The sequence below is a fragment of the Crinalium epipsammum PCC 9333 genome (assembly GCF_000317495.1).
GTDB classification, from domain to species: Bacteria; Cyanobacteriota; Cyanobacteriia; order Cyanobacteriales; family PCC-9333; genus Crinalium; species Crinalium epipsammum.
In genome coordinates, this window is the sequence record NC_019753.1 from 703,946 (window position 1) to 722,204 (window position 18,259).

Annotated in this window: 20 protein-coding genes and 2 pseudogenes; 17 read left to right on the forward strand and 5 right to left on the reverse strand. The window is 38.0% G+C overall.

Going from position 1 to position 18,259, the window contains the following annotated elements:
- Positions 1-60 precede the first annotated feature (60 nt).
- Positions 61-159 (reverse strand): annotated as a pseudogene (locus CRI9333_RS28265) (aldo/keto reductase); the annotation flags it as partial.
- 297 nt (positions 160-456) lie between these two features.
- Between CRI9333_RS28265 and CRI9333_RS26495 the strand changes: the two are divergent.
- Positions 457-615, forward strand: a pseudogene (locus CRI9333_RS26495) (IS701 family transposase); the annotation flags it as partial.
- A gap of 172 nt (positions 616-787) precedes the next feature.
- On the opposite strand, the gene CRI9333_RS02960 reads toward CRI9333_RS26495, so the two are convergent.
- A complete protein-coding gene (locus CRI9333_RS02960) occupies positions 788-1,402 on the reverse strand; it encodes a hypothetical protein (RefSeq protein ID WP_015201692.1) in 615 nt (204 codons plus the stop codon).
- A gap of 92 nt (positions 1,403-1,494) precedes the next feature.
- Positions 1,495-2,601, reverse strand: coding sequence for an IS630 family transposase (locus CRI9333_RS02965; protein ID WP_015201693.1), 1,107 nt, complete (start codon positions 2,599-2,601; stop codon positions 1,495-1,497).
- Between the two features lie 31 nt (positions 2,602-2,632).
- Between CRI9333_RS02965 and CRI9333_RS02970 the strand changes: the two genes are divergently transcribed.
- The 3 genes from CRI9333_RS02970 (at position 2,633) to CRI9333_RS24680 (ending at position 5,678) form a co-directional block, all read left to right on the forward strand.
- Entirely contained in the window at positions 2,633-3,454 is an 822-nt protein-coding gene (locus CRI9333_RS02970; RefSeq protein WP_041225895.1) for a hypothetical protein, read from the forward strand.
- Between the two features lie 116 nt (positions 3,455-3,570).
- Positions 3,571-5,118: a VWA domain-containing protein gene (locus CRI9333_RS02975; RefSeq protein ID WP_015201694.1), complete on the forward strand. Its 1,548-nt coding sequence runs from the start codon at positions 3,571-3,573 to the stop codon at positions 5,116-5,118.
- Between the two features lie 11 nt (positions 5,119-5,129).
- Positions 5,130-5,678 carry a WGR domain-containing protein gene (locus tag CRI9333_RS24680; protein ID WP_157462256.1) on the forward strand — a complete coding sequence of 183 codons (549 nt, stop codon included), beginning with the start codon at positions 5,130-5,132 and terminating at the stop codon, positions 5,676-5,678.
- A gap of 103 nt (positions 5,679-5,781) precedes the next feature.
- On the opposite strand, the gene CRI9333_RS02985 is transcribed toward CRI9333_RS24680, so the two are convergent.
- Positions 5,782-6,054 (reverse strand): hypothetical protein, encoded by a 273-nt coding sequence (locus tag CRI9333_RS02985; RefSeq protein WP_015201696.1) that lies wholly within the window; start codon positions 6,052-6,054, stop codon positions 5,782-5,784.
- A gap of 314 nt (positions 6,055-6,368) precedes the next feature.
- On the opposite strand from CRI9333_RS02985, the gene CRI9333_RS02990 reads away from it, so the two are divergent.
- Together CRI9333_RS02990 and CRI9333_RS02995 are read left to right on the forward strand one after the other, a co-directional pair.
- Positions 6,369-7,469: an SAM-dependent methyltransferase gene (locus CRI9333_RS02990; protein ID WP_041225897.1), complete on the forward strand. Its 1,101-nt coding sequence runs from the start codon at positions 6,369-6,371 to the stop codon at positions 7,467-7,469.
- Positions 7,470-7,578: 109 nt separating this feature from the next.
- Positions 7,579-7,971, forward strand: coding sequence for a hypothetical protein (locus CRI9333_RS02995; protein WP_015201698.1), 393 nt, complete (start codon positions 7,579-7,581; stop codon positions 7,969-7,971).
- Positions 7,972-8,048: 77 nt separating this feature from the next.
- On the opposite strand, the gene CRI9333_RS03000 is transcribed toward CRI9333_RS02995, so the two are convergent.
- The gene (locus tag CRI9333_RS03000) at positions 8,049-9,503 is read right to left on the reverse strand and encodes a hypothetical protein (protein WP_015201699.1); all 1,455 of its coding nucleotides are present in this window, start codon (positions 9,501-9,503) and stop codon (positions 8,049-8,051) included.
- A gap of 295 nt (positions 9,504-9,798) precedes the next feature.
- Between CRI9333_RS03000 and CRI9333_RS03005 the strand changes: the two genes are divergently transcribed.
- From CRI9333_RS03005 to CRI9333_RS27590, 11 genes are all read left to right on the forward strand, one after another.
- Positions 9,799-10,716, forward strand: a complete 918-nt coding sequence (locus tag CRI9333_RS03005) for a DUF5131 family protein (RefSeq protein ID WP_015201700.1) — start codon at positions 9,799-9,801, stop codon at positions 10,714-10,716.
- A gap of 151 nt (positions 10,717-10,867) precedes the next feature.
- Positions 10,868-11,377 carry a hypothetical protein gene (locus CRI9333_RS03010; protein WP_015201701.1) on the forward strand — a complete coding sequence of 170 codons (510 nt, stop codon included), beginning with the start codon at positions 10,868-10,870 and terminating at the stop codon, positions 11,375-11,377.
- Positions 11,378-11,513: 136 nt separating this feature from the next.
- The gene (locus tag CRI9333_RS03015; RefSeq protein ID WP_015201702.1) at positions 11,514-11,714 is read left to right on the forward strand and encodes a hypothetical protein; all 201 of its coding nucleotides are present in this window, start codon (positions 11,514-11,516) and stop codon (positions 11,712-11,714) included.
- A gap of 139 nt (positions 11,715-11,853) precedes the next feature.
- Entirely contained in the window at positions 11,854-12,114 is a 261-nt protein-coding gene (locus tag CRI9333_RS03020) for a hypothetical protein (RefSeq protein ID WP_015201703.1), read from the forward strand.
- A gap of 190 nt (positions 12,115-12,304) precedes the next feature.
- Positions 12,305-12,586, forward strand: a complete 282-nt coding sequence (locus CRI9333_RS03025; protein WP_015201704.1) for a hypothetical protein — start codon at positions 12,305-12,307, stop codon at positions 12,584-12,586.
- Positions 12,587-12,973: 387 nt separating this feature from the next.
- Positions 12,974-13,279, forward strand: coding sequence for a hypothetical protein (locus CRI9333_RS03030; RefSeq protein WP_015201705.1), 306 nt, complete (start codon positions 12,974-12,976; stop codon positions 13,277-13,279).
- A 225-nt stretch (positions 13,280-13,504) separates the two neighbouring features.
- Positions 13,505-13,750 carry a hypothetical protein gene (locus tag CRI9333_RS03035; RefSeq protein WP_015201706.1) on the forward strand — a complete coding sequence of 82 codons (246 nt, stop codon included), beginning with the start codon at positions 13,505-13,507 and terminating at the stop codon, positions 13,748-13,750.
- Positions 13,751-13,793: 43 nt separating this feature from the next.
- Entirely contained in the window at positions 13,794-14,036 is a 243-nt protein-coding gene (locus CRI9333_RS03040) for a hypothetical protein (RefSeq protein ID WP_015201707.1), read from the forward strand.
- A gap of 87 nt (positions 14,037-14,123) precedes the next feature.
- Positions 14,124-14,453 carry a hypothetical protein gene (locus CRI9333_RS03045; protein ID WP_015201708.1) on the forward strand — a complete coding sequence of 110 codons (330 nt, stop codon included), beginning with the start codon at positions 14,124-14,126 and terminating at the stop codon, positions 14,451-14,453.
- Between the two features lie 278 nt (positions 14,454-14,731).
- Positions 14,732-17,080, forward strand: a complete 2,349-nt coding sequence (locus CRI9333_RS03050) for an MBL fold metallo-hydrolase (RefSeq protein WP_015201709.1) — start codon at positions 14,732-14,734, stop codon at positions 17,078-17,080.
- Positions 17,081-17,135: 55 nt separating this feature from the next.
- The gene (locus tag CRI9333_RS27590; protein ID WP_015201710.1) at positions 17,136-18,179 is read left to right on the forward strand and encodes a hypothetical protein; all 1,044 of its coding nucleotides are present in this window, start codon (positions 17,136-17,138) and stop codon (positions 18,177-18,179) included.
- Positions 18,180-18,259: the final 80 nt, after the last annotated feature.

Sequence of the window (18,259 nt, forward strand, 5' to 3'; positions counted from 1 at the left end):
GAATAAGTTTAACGGTGAGTTTCTATTTTCAACAACAAATTTGACATTTTACCTGGAGTGGTTCTGCATTGATACAAAGCGAGTCCATCCATGCAAGTCGGCTAGGTATAACGCTTTGGCAAACTGCCACGCATACATACTGGATGCACCAATGTATCTAACGCTCTTCTGTCACTCTGATAAAGATATAATAGAGACAGAATAATTCACCATTTACTAAGCTGTAGTGATGGAGAAGAGCCAAAAATTTTGATGGCAAATCCTGACTTAATTGATGATGGATTAATAGAGGCAATCAAGCAGGTATCTAGCATGATGGCACAGCAAGGAAACTAGAACTTTGCTGATTATTTAATTGATATTGCCAAGGATCTGCCTAACGGGACTTAAACAAACAATCCCAAATAAAATGCTTATAATCTAGAGAGGGTAAAGATTCCACATAGAGGAACCCCTATGAAACAAACCACTCCCTCTGCTATGCCACCATGCTTTGAAAAATGGTGTGGTAGGTTCGATGATGTTTTCACCCATCAATCTCAGAAAAAAGGGTTTAGACACTATCTAGGGGGATTATTGGGTGAAAGTGAGCGAAAAAACTTAACTCAGATGTCATGATTACTAATGTTGCTGATGAGAAAGCAACTTGTGAATGGATAGTTAAAACGTTTACTCAAGTCAGCCCCAGGTGAAGATAGTAGATTTGGGGCAGTATTTTTATTAGTTGCGATCGCTGCTTTGTTGTCATTTTTAGTTAGTTTTGGTTTACAAAGCATCGTAGTTGTAGCTAATGACCAATCGTCGGTGAGATAATTTTGGCATCGTCATCGCCTAAATAAAAATTATATACTGGTTCTCCCGAAACTTCGCACCGCAAGGGTTCAATTATTTTCGTGAAAGGGTTCCAAACGGCTATGACTTCACGTTTAGCTTTTTTGCGAATAAGTTCGCATTGAATATGTATCGTAGGTAAATAGATAATCATGGCACTATGCAAATAAGCTTCTACCCGCATGGCATAACGCTCTTGTACATCTGCTAGCTTTCTATCTAACTCTCTATGTGTTGCTTCAATTCGTGCTAATTCCTTTTGTTTATCTTCTCCTTCTAATTGCTTAAATTCAAGTTTAGAACGAATTTCTTGGGCGATAGTGCCGTAATATGTTTTCAGCCTTTCTTCATCCCTAACTCTAGCTCTAGTTAACTTACCAGACCAATTTTCTAAATCAGTTTTAATTAATTGAACTGAAGTTTTTTCGATTAAATTGGACAATTCATCCTTTGCCATCGTCGTTTTATGATTGATACTGTCCACAGGAATGATATCCGACTCCCACAACAAAGCATCTCCAATTTCTACTGGCGTAACTTTGGTTAACTCGTTGATAATAAAAAAAACCATGCCAATTCTTTTTTCATCTGCCTCTGCTGTATAAGCAACATGACACCAAAGATAACGTGTGGTAGCAGGTTTAAGCTGCTACGCAGCTAAATTTAATAAGCAGCATTACCTTTATTTTTAATTTTACGTTCCCATTTAATAATAAGACCTCCTTCATTTAACAACTTATTCAATAACTCTTCTAGCTGTTCTACTGACTCAAATAGTCGATGAGCTATATATTCTTTCGCTGAATGCCAAACTAATTCGATTAAATTATAATCTGGGCTATATGGGGGTAAGAACTCTAAAATAATGTTGGGCATTTCTGAGGCGATTTTTTCTAAAATATCTTTCCTTTTGTGGAAGCTGGCGTTATCTAAAATAATAACTATTTTTGCTGAACCTTTTGCAAAATCTTCACTTTGTTTACCTTGCTCAATCCATTCTTCTAGTAAAAAACCATTTAAGAGTTTTATCTGTTCATAAAAAACATCTGCATTTCCTTTTTTTATGACAAAATTCATCCTCTTTTTGTCGTGATAACGCAATCCTCCCATAATATTTACTCTTCCTCTTCTTCTTTGCCCCGTCACTTTCTTTCTATGACCTTTCTTGCCCCAGGTTTTTCTTCTTATCACTCTTAAACTAAAACCGCTTTCGTCCCAGAACCATACCTGTAAACGCTCTGGGGTTGCGAGCGTTATTTTTAAATATTCCGCTAATTTTTCTTTAAATATTTTACGTTTTTCAGGGTTTTGTTTGTCCTCCAGGCTGTATTTTGCCCACAGGTAAACGTACTTTTTTTTCTCTAATCTTCTCCTCACTTGAGAACCACTTAACTTAATTCCTGTTGCTTGCTCCAGGTAGGTTGCTAGTCTTGCTGCTGTCCATCTCCCAAATTCATATCCATATTCTGCTGGCTCTTTTTCAACAACTTCTAATAATAAGTTTTCATATTCTTGGGTAACTTTGCTAAAATTACCTTCTCTCCTTCCATCTAAAAAGCTATCTAAATTATCTGGGTCGCCATGAACCGCCCAATATGCTACTGTTGGGTATGCAAGATCTAGAAATTCACTAATCTCTTGGTAGGTTTTTCCATCGTTTATTAATAATAAAATCAGAACCTTCTCTCTTACATAGGGATTTTCATGCTCTTTTAAGATTGTCAGTAGCTGTTCTCTCTGTTCTTGAGAAAGATGGTTTTTGGCTGGCATACCTGGCTAGTAATAGCTTTTTTATTGATGTTTGTATTATACAATCAAGCTGCGTAGCAGCTTAAATAGCACCCTTGGCATCATTCTTGATAAAGAATTTGTCAATGGCAAACAGACTGTGCAATGTCCACTAAACTCCCTGTGGGGTTGTTCTAACGAACTGCCACAAGATGAAAGTTTAGCAGCATTGTGGGACAGATTAGCCATCAGATATTGGGTTCATGATGTGGCTCGCCCATCTAAGAAAATATTGATGATGCGGAGATCTGGCAATGCTCCAAACCCTCAAGTTAACGTGAAATTTACGTTGACTGAGCTTCATGACATCCAAATTGAGGCGATCGCCACACCTATTGATGAAATGATGATCGACTGCATCTTAGACATATCGGGAAATCTAGAAAAGGAAGGTATTACAGCTTCGACTCGCAAACATCAACAAATCATTGATTTAATTCGCTGTTATGCCTATGTCTCTGGCGATGAGCAGGCTGACGAAGAACACCTAGAAGTCCTTGAGCATATCTTCTGGAACAAACCACCTGAACGAGCATTGATCAAGAAAGCTATCAAACAGTTTGGCAATCCCCTCTCTACTCAGGCTCAGTCAATCCTAGAAGCTGCACTCCAAGTACAAGCTCAGATCATGCCTCCTAGCCCTGGAATGAATAAAGGCAAATGGATGCAGGATGTAGGGGCTTATGATATCCAATTGACAGAGATGGAGGACAAGCTCAACCAACTGATGGGATCTGGTTCTGCAAGAAAATATAGAAAAGTTCGCCAGGTTAAACAGCAAGTAACTGATATGCGAAAGCAGCTTCAAGCAATGATTGGGAAAGCCTACAGCTAACCAACCAATTAAAGAAACAAACGCACATTTGATGGCAGGGTAGACAATCACTTCAATGAAATTGTCTACTCAAAATCCCCTTGTCTAAAATCACAATTTACCAACATAAAACTACAATGCCTAAATTTAATTCAAACCCTGAACAATTAGCATTCGACGTATCTAAATGGGATGCTGTGCAATGGGAAGACTACGCAGACGCACACCCAGAAACCAAAAGACCAATTGAAATTGGAACAGAGAAAGTAGAAACATTTGGCATATTTACAACTGAGATCTTCCATAGGCTTTATGCACCAGAACCAAAACCTTTAGAGAATCCTCGCCCTGAAGACGTTTGGGCGTTGCGATCGCACTCCATTCTCACTGAACTACCCGACTTTGATTCTTTGCAAACAACTATTGAAGTGGAAGCTATAGGCGATAGTTTCAAAAAGTGGTTACTGTCAGGAGTTGGTACAACCAAATTCTCAGAGTATGTAGCAGAGCGTCTACCTAAACCTCGCACTCCCCTGACTAATCCTCAGCCATTAAGACAACAAACCTTAGCACTGAAAAAACAAATTAACTCACTAAGGAAGGAGACAGCAGAGGCAGAAGTTGACGAACAAAACCCCCAAAAAGCTAAACAAATTAAACAGCATCTTTCTGAATTAGAAGAGGCGTTGAAAAACGTTATTAACGAGGGTAAAAAGAGCGTTCTAACTGCTGAAAAGTATGCAGAACGGCTTGAGAAAACAGGTAAAGGACTAAAAACTATTTTAGAGGAAGCAACTTTGTCCGCGCAAGAAGCGGTCGAAGGTGCTGCAATTGCTCTTAGTGCATTTGGTTGGGGTGACAGCAACGGCTTCAGTTCCAAAAGCATCAGTTCAGAACAAAAGATTAAATTGGCTAAAAGAGTTGCACAAAATCAAAAGTTACAGGCAATAGCCAAGCTCGCTGGACGGATGAAACTGTTAGCTGCCAAAAAGCAACGCACCAAAACAACCCAAGCGGCGACAGAAATTTATTCAGTTACTACTGGAAATGACTTGGCTCACCTAGTCCCCTCGGAGCTTGTGAAGCTGGTTGTACCAGAACTAAAGCCCTTGTTCCTTAAAGGCTACTCGGAAAAATCGCTACTGCAATATGAACTCAATTCAAAAGAGAAGCAGGGACGCGGCCCAATTGTTGTATGCCTTGATTCATCAGGATCAATGCAAGGTGCAAAAGAAGAGTGGTCTAAAGCGGTTGCGATCGCATTACTTACCATTGCTAACCAGCAAAAACGTACCTGTCGAATTCTGCATTTTTGTAAGACTGTTTGTCGCGTTGACGATTTCCCTGCTGGACAACTAGATCCCGTCAAACTGGTCGATTGTATGGAATGTTTCTACAACGGTGGCACTAGCTGGTCAGCACCGTTAGATAGCGCACTTGCAATAATCAAGACAGAATCGCGCTACAAAAACGGGGACATCATCATGATTACTGATGACCAATGCAGTGTCTCATCACCTTGGCTAACAGAGTTTAAACAATCTCAGAAATTATTAGAATTCAGCACCTTTGGCATTATGCTCGGCAGTTCTGATACAAGAGCATTGTCTCAGATTTTGGATACTGTCATGGCTATTCCAAACCTTCAAAAAGATGAAGAAATTGAAACCGTGTTCGCAATTTAATTACCCAACATTTGCAAAAATTAACTACCAATCCAATGGCGAATATTATCTCGCGAATCTGCCTTGAGTGCAGAAATGATGCTACCAACACTAACAAATTCTGGAAGGCTGAAATCAATGCCGATAACTGCCAGTTAACTACTACTTGGGGAAGAATTGGCACAAAAGGACAAAGTAAAAGCCACCAATTTTACAACGTTATAGATGCCGAATTTAAGCTGAAACAACTGAAAATGGAAAAACTTAATAAAGGTTACACAGAACTAAAACAACCAAGCTCTCCAAAAAAAAGTACGGCTAATGTAAAAACAGTTAATCAAGTAAAAACTGATACAAATTTGGCTCAAGTAAATGCAGCATTACTACTTTTGAATGTGATACAGCCTTATGTAAGGGGCGCGGATTTCAACAATTTAAGTTATGCAGGAATGTTAAAAGATCTGGCAGAGCTTGTACCATTTCTACAAATAAATCCAAATCCACAAAAGGCATTTGCTGATGTTGTAAGTTTGGAAGATGCAAGAAGAAGACTACAGTTAAAACTCGCAGCATTGCAGTAATTATACAATTATTAGCTTGAGCAGGGGAATTACCCAATCAAGCTAATAATTTTAAAAATATATTTTTTAATATTTGTTAAATTCAGCTAAAACTAAACATGAATTAAAGCATGAAAGCAACAATAATACCACCGAAAAAGAACTGCCAAAAATTTGATATCTTCACCAATGGGCAAAATAGTATTGCGACTACAATTGTCCGAATACCTAACAATGGCTCACCAAAAAATAGTGCGATCAAGCCTAAAACCGCAAAAGAGAAACTTAGAATATAACGACAGGCTTTAATAATAAATTCCAAAATATCTCCAAACTGCTTAGAACCGAGAAAGTCAAGGATCTTGCTAAACAGTTTAGAAGGTAAAGATCTCAACATAACGCAAAACCTTGAAAATATACCTAATTAAGTATGCCCACATTAGCAGCAAAATATAACTTTATTCCTAAAGATAGTGGTAAAAATAATTAAAAACCCTAAAAGTCCCACTAAACCAAAGGATTTAGCCCTCCAACCTAAGATTACCGACCTCGTTACCTTGTAGGTTCCGTAGAAATAGTACAGGAATACGGTAGCCATTAATCGCGATCTTCGCAGCTAAGAGTGCAATGTGGAACCGCTGGTCAAACACTGATTGAAATAACATAGACGGGCGATCGCCCGTTTAAGTTGCAATGTTTTTAAGAGCAACAATGCAACTTAACCTATTTGAGTATAAAAGCCGGACGGCTAGTTCAACGACCAATAATCTATTAACCTTACCTACAAGGAACTTAAACTATCTAGCAGCAAACACCCTCATAGCTAAAAAACTGCGGGAAACTGCTGATGGAATGCAATCCGAAATTAATAGCAAACTCAACTCACCGATCATGGAGCAACGACAAACTCAACGTCGTGCATTTATGGCGGAAGCAATAGTAGCCACAGGGAAAAGATTACAGACTATACAAGGCTATTTGTACAAATTAGCTGATGCTTGGGACGATGGCACTGTACCACCAATTCTAGGAAAAATTAGGACAAAAAAAGCATTAGAATCTTTGCTAGGAATAACCGGACTTAGCCGATTAGAAAAAGAGTACTGCCCTAAAGAAATTTATGCCAGTTGGAAGGAGCATAAGGAGCTACTGACAGATCTAACTAAGATTGGCATAACCAGTGCTGAACTAACAATTGAGGCTATTGACGCGCTACTGGAATTTAATCTTGAACCACCAGAACCCCCGACAATTCTCAAAATTCAAGGATTACAGAGAAAACTGATTGGCAAAGTAATATTTGATTATTTTCCTAGTCCACCACCAGTAGCTAGACGAGTAGTTGAAAAAGCTCAAATTCAGCCTGGTGAGACAGTACTAGAACCTCATGGTGGAAGTGGTGAACTTTGTGATGCTGTATTAGAATTTTGTCCAGATGCCCTCTTAGAAGTAGTAGAAATTGATTTTGATTTGCAAAATCTACTTATTCTCAAAGGTTATAATCTGGTTGGAAGCGACTGCCTCAAATTAACTGGAAGCTATAACAAAATTGTAGCTAATCCACCCTTTACAAAAGGAGCAGATTGTCTTCATGTGCGCCACTTGTATGAACAGTGTCTAGCTCCTAAAGGCAGACTGGTATCAATCATGTCCCCTGCTTGGTTAAAGAATAATCGAAACCCTTACAAGGACTTTAGGAACTGGTTTGAGTTAATGAATGGCAAGTACGAACACCTACCAGAAGGAAGCTTCAAAACTAGCAAAAGATACACAGGAGTTTCAACTATTTTGATAACCCTTGACAAGTATTAATTAGTCATATTGGGCGCAAACTGACTCGCTAGCACTGGCGCGAACCTTATTGTCGGCGCTGCGCTATCGCGCCCAATATTAAAATACGCTCTTTTGCACCAAATAAATCATGCAAACCACGCATCTTTTACCTCCAGCTAGTACACCAATTACTAAGTTTCTACCGCCCTACCCGACATCAAGAAGAGCAAAAATGCTTGATGCGGTTGCTAGATTAGAATCGACAATTTTGATGTTAGTTGGTCACGATTGCGATCCAGAAGCTATCTTATTATTAGCCGAACTCGGATTTAGTTTTCTTTACAGTGACGAGTGCCAAGAAAGATTCATTGATGTTGGTATGCAAGCCGCCTTAGAAATTTACGAATGTTCAACAATTAATGCCGAATACGAGGATACCATAACAGATATTAATAACCCTAGAAATTGGGGATTTTATCAAAAAGCTACAGAAATCTGGAAAAGACAAGAAAAAGAACTAGGTATTCAACAAAGATACTGATAGACTTAATAATTATAAACAACGAAAAACGACCTTGTTAATAACAAGGTCGATTATTTTGCGCTCTGATTAGATAACTACCAACTAGATATGTCGAAGCAATAAGACTTATCCAAATAATCATTGTCGAAATCATCGTACTCATCAAAATCATCTTCGTCAGTGTAACAATCACGCGCAGAATATCTTGAAGAAAAATCTCCAACTCTAATTTCTAAACGACGAGGAAAATCTGAAGTAGATAAGCCAAAGTAAGGCAAAAGCTCAGACAGTGGGTAGATTATTTTCTCTTGCTCAGAAATTTCACGACCCATTTGAGACTCATCTTCAACTTTAGGCAATGAATCAATATCAATGACCTCATCCCATGTCGCCACCCGATCATAAGGAACGTGGAAAACAATTTCAGGAATTTCTTGAGACTGGAATTCTATCAACCAATAACCTGTTACAGAAAGATTAATATTATGCCAAGTATTATAATCGGCATGACGGTTTTCATAATTCCGATAATCTGTAAAGCAGCGCATTCCAAGAGTTTCATCATAATCTAAATCGAGAGCAGTTAAAAGATCCCAAATTTCCTTGGGATCTTTTAGTTCACCACTTAATACCTGCTGAAAAATAGAAAGCGCACACTCAACTTGATTTTCTAAATAGCGATCGCGGATAGCTGGTTCCAAATCAAAACAAACAAAATCATCGTTGATGTCAGCATAGTCATTTGGAACCTCACACAACTCCCTTGCCCAAGCAATAGCTTCTTCAACCTGTTGAATAGAACCAGGAACATAAGTTTCAAAGTCTACCGAATACTGCTTTGAAGGAAGTTTAGGAGCGGTCGGAAAAGTTACAGTGAGAGGTTTGACAGGTCTAGGAACATCAAATTTAAATCCTTGTTTTTCTAGCAATTGCAATGATTTTTTGGTAATTGGCTTGTTAATATTAACGAACTTAATTTTCCCTTTATATTCTCGCGCCCATGCGCTCGCAGCTTCAATTTTAGCCTTATGCCAAGCAGTACAATCTCTGTTATATTGTTTCATAACAGGTTTTTGTTTCTCTGCTTCAGCATCGGCTTCTTGTTTGGCTTTTTCATAAGCCTCAATTTCTGCTTTAAATGGTGCAATCATCAACTGATAAACTTCTTCCGGGTAATCCAAATTAAAACCCATATCGGGATCAGCCATAGCTTGAAGCAGATCAAAATGTTGCAATTCCTCACCATCAAGAATATCAGCCACAGAACAGTCAGAATTTAAAAGGGTTAAATCTACACCTTTGTTAGCAATTGCTGTCCTCATACCTTGAATTACTGTTGGCTCAGGACGAGCAACAACTTTGGTTGCTACCATCGCACCTGATTTAATCATTTCAATGATTTTGGCATCTTTAGTAGCAAACAACAAATCCGCATCTTCTCTATAGAAATCTTTTACTTTAGCCCACCGATTTAACCACACCAAACGCTCAACTGGTAACATTTCTTTAAGAGATTTTAAACCATTAGGCATATTCTTTTTACGTGACATAAATTCTCCACTGTTTTTATATATTTTATTAAAAAAAACCTCAGACAACCAGGACAATTTATCTAATTTTGTATACTATTGTAAAAGTAGTAAAAGTAATGAAGTGTGAACTTTCTATTGAGCTATTGAACAGTAATAACAATAATAAAGATGCTATCGCATCAAGATCCGAGTTAGCACGAATAGGCTGCGATAAAAGTACAATCTGCGATCTTCAATAAGCTGTAAACCAACAAAAATCAAAAGCAGCAATAGTAGCATTAATGCCAAGTACAAACTAATCTAATTAAAACAAATGGCAAAAACAAATATAGAATGGGTGATGGATGATGATGGGACTCAAGGAAAAACTTGGAATCCAACAAGTGGATGTACAAAAGTTAGTGCCGGATGCAAAAAATGCTATGCCGAAGCGATAGCTAAAAGATTCTGGGGAGAGCGAAAGTTCTCTGATGTACAGTTCCACGAAGACAGATTAGATGCACCGCTTAAATGGAAAAAATCGACCAAAGTTTTTGTTGATTCAATGTCGGATCTTTTTCATAAGGATATAACCGATGAACAGATTGACCAAGTGTTTGCGGTAATGGCTATGGCACACTGGCATAAATTTCAGGTGTTGACAAAAAGACCTGAACGGATGATGCAATATTCACGTACTGCCAAGCAGAGAATCAGGATGGCAACAGTTGACTTGGGCAGAAAGTTTAACCGAGATATTGGACTATTTGAAAGTTGTGAATGGGATTATCCATTACCTAATGTCTGGTTAGGTATCAGTGTTGAAAATCAACAAGTTGCGAATGAGAGAATCCCATTATTACGCCATACTTTAGCCACTATAAAGTTTCTTAGCTGCGAACCATTGTTAGAAAAGGTATCAATATTCGATCTTGACGAGGAAATTTCTGAATTAACACAAAAATATCGTTCTAAATCTCAAAAAATGGTGGCTCCAGCAGACTTTATAAACTGGGTGATCGTTGGCGGTGAGTCTGGAACAGATGCTCGATCGTGCGAGGTTAATTGGATTGAAGACATAGTTGAGCAATGCAAACAATATCAAGTGCCAGTATTTGTTAAGCAACTAGGAAGCAACTCTCAAGTTCCCAACTTAATAGGAACATCAAAACAAAAACTTAAAAGCAAAAAAGGCGGTGATATCAACGAATTCCCAGAAAACCTGAGAATTAGAGAATCTCCTAAAAACTAATTTGTATTTTACTGGTGGGTATTTAATCCCAGTTTCTAACTCACCAGTAAAAACTACCAAATATCCTCAGTTATTACTAACTCGATTCATAATAATAATTCAAAATTTATACGCGATCGCGTATTTAGTAGTGATGAATTAGCAGAAGATAATGAACCAAAAAGTATTGCAGTGCCATAGTAGGGGAGATAAACGATATTCCCCATTTTGCTGTAATGTAAAAGCTTTTGGTGAGAACAGGAGCATTGAAAACCATTACCAAAGTACAAAATTATTCCAAACTCCTAAAGGCTTAATACAGGCACGAGATTGGCGTGAAGCTAAACTGTACCAAAAACCCATTAATAAAGGGGGAGAAGGGTATGAACGGGTAGCTTTTGTACTACCCAACGGGTTAGAACTTGGGAACAGTAATAACAAGGTAAATGATTTGATAATCCAGTATTATATTGCGATCTGGTGGAAATATTTACGATCGCACCCAGAACTAATCCAACACGCACAAAAATTTGACGAATTTACCGACCCTTTTAAGGGGAAATTCCCATTTTGCCAAGCAGACGTAATTCGCCTTGTTGCTCATGATGGAGTAAATGCTCTAAAACCAATGTGCAAGGAAATATTAGAGCTAATTAAAGAACATAAACTGAAAAATAGATAAGTAAAAAAAATTAAACCCTAAACCAAAATCGGGTTTAATTTTTTATAAAAAATAAATATTTTAAAAAAAAATATCAAACTAATGAAATAAGAACGCCTAGCGGCGCATCAAAAGTGAAATTAATTTGGACAATAATATGCTAATAAAAACTTATGACTATAAAGGTTACACTATTCAAATAGAGCAACCTTGCGAAAATATGTGGGCTATTGGAATTGTAGATCCCAATGACCCAAGCTCGTTGTTAATTTACGATCAAGGGCATTCCAGTATCGAAGATGCCGAAGGGTTTGCCGAAAGATCGGTAGATTTTGAAATTGAAACAAATAAAAACTAAAATATTAGTCCTTACTTAGCAATAAGTAAGGACTAATATTTAATTTTTTTAATCAATTAAAAATATTACGAATAAGAAATAACAAAAAAACAAGAACGCCTAGCGGCGTAGCAAAAGTGAAATTAATTTGAACAATAATATGCAAGTATTTAATGGTACAACCGATAATGCAGTCGCTCAAGCATTAAGCCAAATAACATGGCAAATCCGTTACAACCTACTAAGCGGTATAAGCCCAAACAATAAATTATTTGATGAAGAAATTGGAAAGGGTGAAGTTGAGGGTGAATTTGACATCACCGCAGCGCCGATGTCAGGGAGTCAAGTTACGACGATCCAGTGGTATCGCGATGAACAGATAGTGCGCTACTCCATAAAATCTATAAGTGAAGCAATATAATTCATTAATTCGCATCCAACTATTGGATGCGAATTAATGGATTATTTTTTTTATATTTAATCAAGTATTTAAACTCGTTAATATTAACAATACAGTGACAAAATATTCTAAAGTACTTGTATATAAAACATACAAAAAGTAGGCGATCGCCTACTACTGTAAAAACATTAATAATTAGTTGAGATCATAAATGGTAAGCAGTACGAACCAGAGGCATCATGGTTTAGCAGTGTTAGAAATTAATGGCGTTAGATATGCGATCGCACAATCATCAGTCATGGCTGTGATCGCTGCCAAATATGCGACTAACGATCTAGAATTACTCGAAAGTCAAGGGGCAGCATATTTCTTAGCTTCGGATAAACACGAATTAAAATTAGGAGCATTTCACCCAGATACACAAACAGAAATTTTAAAAGTAGTCAACAATCTTCACATAGGAGAACTGCTTTTCTATAGAATTTCACAATAATAACTTTTGTACAAAATAGTTACTTAAATTGATTGACAAACAGTAAGTAAATAACTATTATTAATCTAGCTACATAAATTTTAAAAATCGCAACTGAAAAACTGAAGGGCGCAGTTTTAAAAATGAAATCGGACAAAGCCTAATAAGGAGATTGTTTATCATGTCGATAACAATTCTTTGTGAATTACCAGAATCAGTTAGCTTAGAGTTAGAAGCTTTAAGAAAAAGAAACAGAATCTAAAACAACATTAATAATACTGATTAAAACACCTAATTAACCATTTTGACTGGGGGTTAATTATTTTTTCTACTATTAACAACACTTAACCGCGCTAACGCGCCATATTATAAAAATTCACCTCCGAAACTTAATTAAAAAGGTACACAATGAACACATGGCTGACTGATAGAATCTGGGGTCTACTAGGAGCGAGAGTTTCTATTCAAATAGAAACTATTGCTCCACTATCAAGTTTCAAAAATGAGATCGAATACAGGGACATAACTGATATCAGTAAAAAAACATCAACTACGCTACTGGAGCTTTATGGAATTAATGTTCCCCACAAACCACCAGTAAATATTACAATATTACCAATAAAAAAAGGAGACATCATATACGCATTAATTCCAGAAGGAGACTCAGAATATCTTTCATTGAAACGGATTGAAGTATTATCAGTTGCCACCTAACGGTAAGCAAAAATAAACCCTGTTAAATTATTAACAAGGTTTATTTAATTTATTTTTTTAATACAGGCATACTTTAGTACCCTAAATGCGATCGCAACTTATACCCTTACTGCTTAAAGAATAATAATTAGCAACAATCAGTTAGCCAAAGAAATCATCGCTCTTCGTGGCTACGTGGCGATCGCCACGTATAAGAACGTACTAATCACACAAGGTCATATTGATATGTCAGACCATTATGCAGGGTCTTACATCCGTCGCTATAAGCGCCAGTTTGCTTGGATAATGTTCGACTGTTTCAAACGCCTCGGAGTAATCAGCAAAAAATTTGATGATTTAGATAAAAACTCTTTACTCAATGCTGGATCTATTTCTCAGCTTCAAGATGAGATAGAGAAATTACGTTCTGAACTTCAAAATTCTATAAATGTTCTAGATTCGATAAGCCAAGAATTAGCCAGTAAAGAATAACTTACCTCACACTCATAGTACAAAAATAACAAGGGTAAAACCAATGGCAACTTACAAAGAATTAGTTCAGCAATACGGCGGGCTGTATATAGAACCTGCCCCTTATGGCGAAAACCATTACAGAATTATTAAAGCCTACGAAGCTTGTAATTTTGATGGTGAGCCTGCTGGATACACACGAGGAACACCCGAAGGCGAAAAAGAACTTTTAGAACGTAGATTCATTCCCAGTAAAAAAGCTGAGAAGGATGAAGGTTTAACGGTTAGATATACCAACTTTTGGTAACGTCTTAAAACTGTGGGATAAAGCACAGCCCACAGTTAAACAAGAAAAATGCGTAATATGTTTTTAAGTAATTAATTGAGGATAAAAATGAAACAACCTATAAGATCATTACATGAGTTACAAGAAAAGATGAGGGATTTAAACCCCAATGAACATGAGTATATTGGAATTGCCAGTCCTATAATTATAGGGTGTGCCATCGAATACTTTATTTTCTGGGGTGTCCCTTACAGACTCAACTGGACACCAGAAGGAATCCAAATTTGGACAGATAAAGATGGCTCTGAAACAGGCGACTTTGCCTTCGATCTAGGAATGCAATTCTTTGGTAGAGGGTATTATGCAATTTGCCCTAAATTAGACAGAGAAACACAATTAGAAAAGTTTAAAATGGAAGCAAATGAAAACCATTATTAAAATAAATTACCATGACAAGTGTTAACATTAAAACGCTAGAAAGTTAACCATCAGCGTTGCGCCACCTGCCCATTTAATGCTGACAGGGACGATGGACATAAGACTTCTAACTAATCCGATTGACGGGCAAAAAGTTAACCCTAATTCAAGCGCCTAAATCTCCGCCCGTCGATTCGCGGGGAGTAGCTCAATAAAAAACATCATAAATACTGAAACAATGTTGATGGAAAAGCAAGTGTCTAAAGTATTTACAACGCAATACTCAAGTATTGTTCAAAGTGTCATTTGTTGGTCAAAAAGACCTAAAAATTACCTTATTATCAGCACTCCCAGAAATGAAATCTGGTGAGTTGTGGCGAGTAAGTGCCGTTGTACGGGAAAACTCTCTATATATTACACAGGCAGAACCTTTAGAAGTAACTAGCTCTACAAAATCCCCTTCTACTGATTCTGTACAAGCATCCAGCCCAGCCCCAGTAATTGAAACAGTTAAACGCATTGTCCAAGGGAATACTAACTTAGAACAACCATACTCTTCTAGGGTAGTTACAGAAACATTTGAGGAAACAACAGCACGACTTTTAGCAATTGCTAAACTTACTGTAATCGCTCAAACACATCAAACTCAATGGGTTTTTTCCTCCCCTATACAGCGAGGCAAACTGTGGGAATGGGAAGCAGTTTTATCTGATTCAAATGCCGTAAAATCGCGCCACAACTCCCCAGAAGCATTGAGAGCCAGAATTCAAGTAAATCCTTACACGGAAGTTGCTAAGGTACTATGGTTTGATAATCACCTTAATCGTGTAAAAAATGCTGATTTAGAAACTACAACTGATCCAGACTCCCCACACAAAAATCGCCTAATTGTCACACCATTAGGTGCTGCTAGAAGTATCGGCGCTTCCTGCTTTCGAGTACTAATTGGCCCTTATGAAATAGTCCTTGATGCTGGTACTAGACCCAAAGGCAGTAACCCCTTACCAGCATTTGAACATTTAAAAAATCCTAACCTCATCTTAATTACCCACGCTCATCAAGATCACATTGGGGCATTGCCTGTATTCCATCAACGTTTCCCTGCTACCCCCATGATTTGTACTGCGGGAACTAGGGAAATTGCTCATGTGATGCTCACTGATTGTTTAAAAGTACAACAATCCAATGAGGATTTTGAGCAATTATTTGATGAAATTGACCTAGACCAAACATTATTCCAACTGCAAACTCAACCAGTCGGTCAAGATTTTGAACCGCTACCTGGATTAAAAGTGCGGTTTATCCATGCAGGGCATATAGTTGGTGCAGCTTGTGTTTATATCAGATATGGGGATCGCAGTTTATTGTATACAGGCGACTACAACACTACTAACAGCAGAACTACAGACGGATTAAGACTTGCTGATTTGCCCCAAGCCGATATATTAATTACTGAATCTACTTATGGTGCAGATACTCACCCATCTAGAAAAGCTCAAGAAACCGAATTATTACAAGCTGTTGCAGAGGTTGTATCTCATGGTGGTAACGTTCTAATCCCAGCTTTCGCTTTGGGACGCGCCCAGGAAATCATTTTAGCAATTCGCACCAGTGCTTTATTCCATAAGCTGAAAATTCCTGTCTATATAGATGGTTTGGTTAGGGCGGTTACGGATGTATTTCGAGACCATATAGATTTCCTACCTGGAAGTGTACAAAACTTTGCTCTTCAACAAGAACCGTTTTTTGACCCAGATGGGAAACCGCCGATTATACCAATCGGTCATCCTAGAGAGCGTCCATTAGCGATAGCTAAACCTTCTGTAATTATTGCTAGTTCGGGAATGCTTAGTGGTGGAGCTAGTGTTTACTATGGTCAGGCATTGTTAGAAAGAGATAATGCGGCGATATTTATCTCTGGTTATACCGATGAGGAGAGTCCAGGTCGTTTTCTGCAAGCATTACAGAAAGGAGATGAGGTTGAAATAGAAGGTAAAAAGTTGACAGTCCACGCTACTGTCAGGCGGTTTAATCTTTCAGCCCATGCTGATAAGGTGGGTTTGACGCAAGTTATTCATCGAGTTAATCCCAAACATCTAATTTTAATACATGGCTCAATGGATGCGTTGCATGAACTTTCCCACACGGGAGATTTGAGGGATAAATATTTCATTCACATTCCCGCAGTTGGTGAAGAAATTGAGTATGGTGCTGTACCAGAGCAAGTAAGTAATCGTCAGTTAAGTAAGATCGAAAATACTCAGGAGTTTGAGGTGACGGTTGAAGCGGAAGTTGAAGGTGCATGGCTACGCATTCCTGAGTCGGTATTAACTGATCCTCGCTGGGAAAATTTGAGTGCGACGGGTTTGTTAAAAGCTAAGTGGAATGGTGGACGATTGACTTTGAGTGCAGTTTCAGCCCTAGAAACAGCTATAGCATCCGCAAGGGCTAGTGGTGAAGATTGCTGTGCTGTCTGCCAATTTTTTAATGATAAAATCTGTCAGTCGTCTCTTAGTCCGTTATTTTCTCTTCAAGTAGATCCTCGTGGTAAGTGTATGGAATTTCAACGCCAGCCTGAATTTGAACAAGGTTTGCTTTCATTTGATCGGGATTTAGAGGGGCATTGCGATGACTTAGATGAAATTTAAGTTTTAAAATGTTTGGAGCGATCGCCCTAGAGAACAAGTAACAACCACTAAAATTATGGCACTTGAGAAAAATCTTGAAAGTAAAAAAACGCTCATCAAAAAACCGTTTACAGATACAGATTCCCCCACGACATTTCAAGCAATAGGCATTATTAGGGGACAATATTTCCCAAGTCAAGATAACCCAAGGGAGGGGATAGTAGTAACGGAATCAGGTACAACATTAAGCGCCCATTTACGCCAATCGGCACAAAAACAATGTGCCGGACATCCCGAAAAAATTACTGAATCGCAAGTTTGGTCGTGCTACCCACGGCAAATAGAAGAAGCACCTTGGCTCAAGCTAACACTTAAAAATATTAGATCTCCCCAAACTATTAGAGAACACATCAACTTTTTCTTGATTCGGGGTGTGATAGTTAATCAAGATTTAACAGCCAATACATTTGAGATCGAAATTAGGAGAAATTTACAACCGTCCAAAAATGGCAAGCAGTGGAATAAATTTAAACCTTTTACCTTAAATATTGTAGGTAGCTTACCATCAGACTCAATCAATCAGTTCTGGGAATTGGCTTGTAGTTTAGATGGCTATAACCTTGTACTAGAAGATTCACATTTAGTCAGCGCAAACTTTGTAGAATCAGACGATGTAGCTTTGCCTGAACCAACTTCAACTCCAACACCCAAAGCGCCATTAGTAAAGCAAGCTAACTCATCAGTCAAAAAAGATCGTCTAACAATTCAAGCTCATACACCAAAAAATATTGATTTAGGAGATTCGGAAATGACCACCGCAGGCAAACTAGAATTAACCATCAAAATTAACAGCTTTCCAGAAGATGTCAGGACAGTAGAAAATGGTTGGAAGCATTTTGAACTTGATTGCGATGGTGTAATAGCCAGCATTACAGTTAAGCCAAAAATCTTTAAAAAATTAGAAGATGCTGTAGCAAATTATCCTATGTGGGTGGCTGCTATCGCAGGTAAAATGGGCAGCCGCACTAAAGATGGATTCGTGTTAGAGAATGCCAGTATCACTACATTTGAACGTAAACCTAAAGAATCTAGTCAAGAATCCGTAACCACAAAAGTTTAAAGCAGGGCAGCGAAGCTGCAAGGGCGAAAGTCGTTCGCTGCCATTAAAAACGCTCACATCAACTACCCCACCCACTCAGA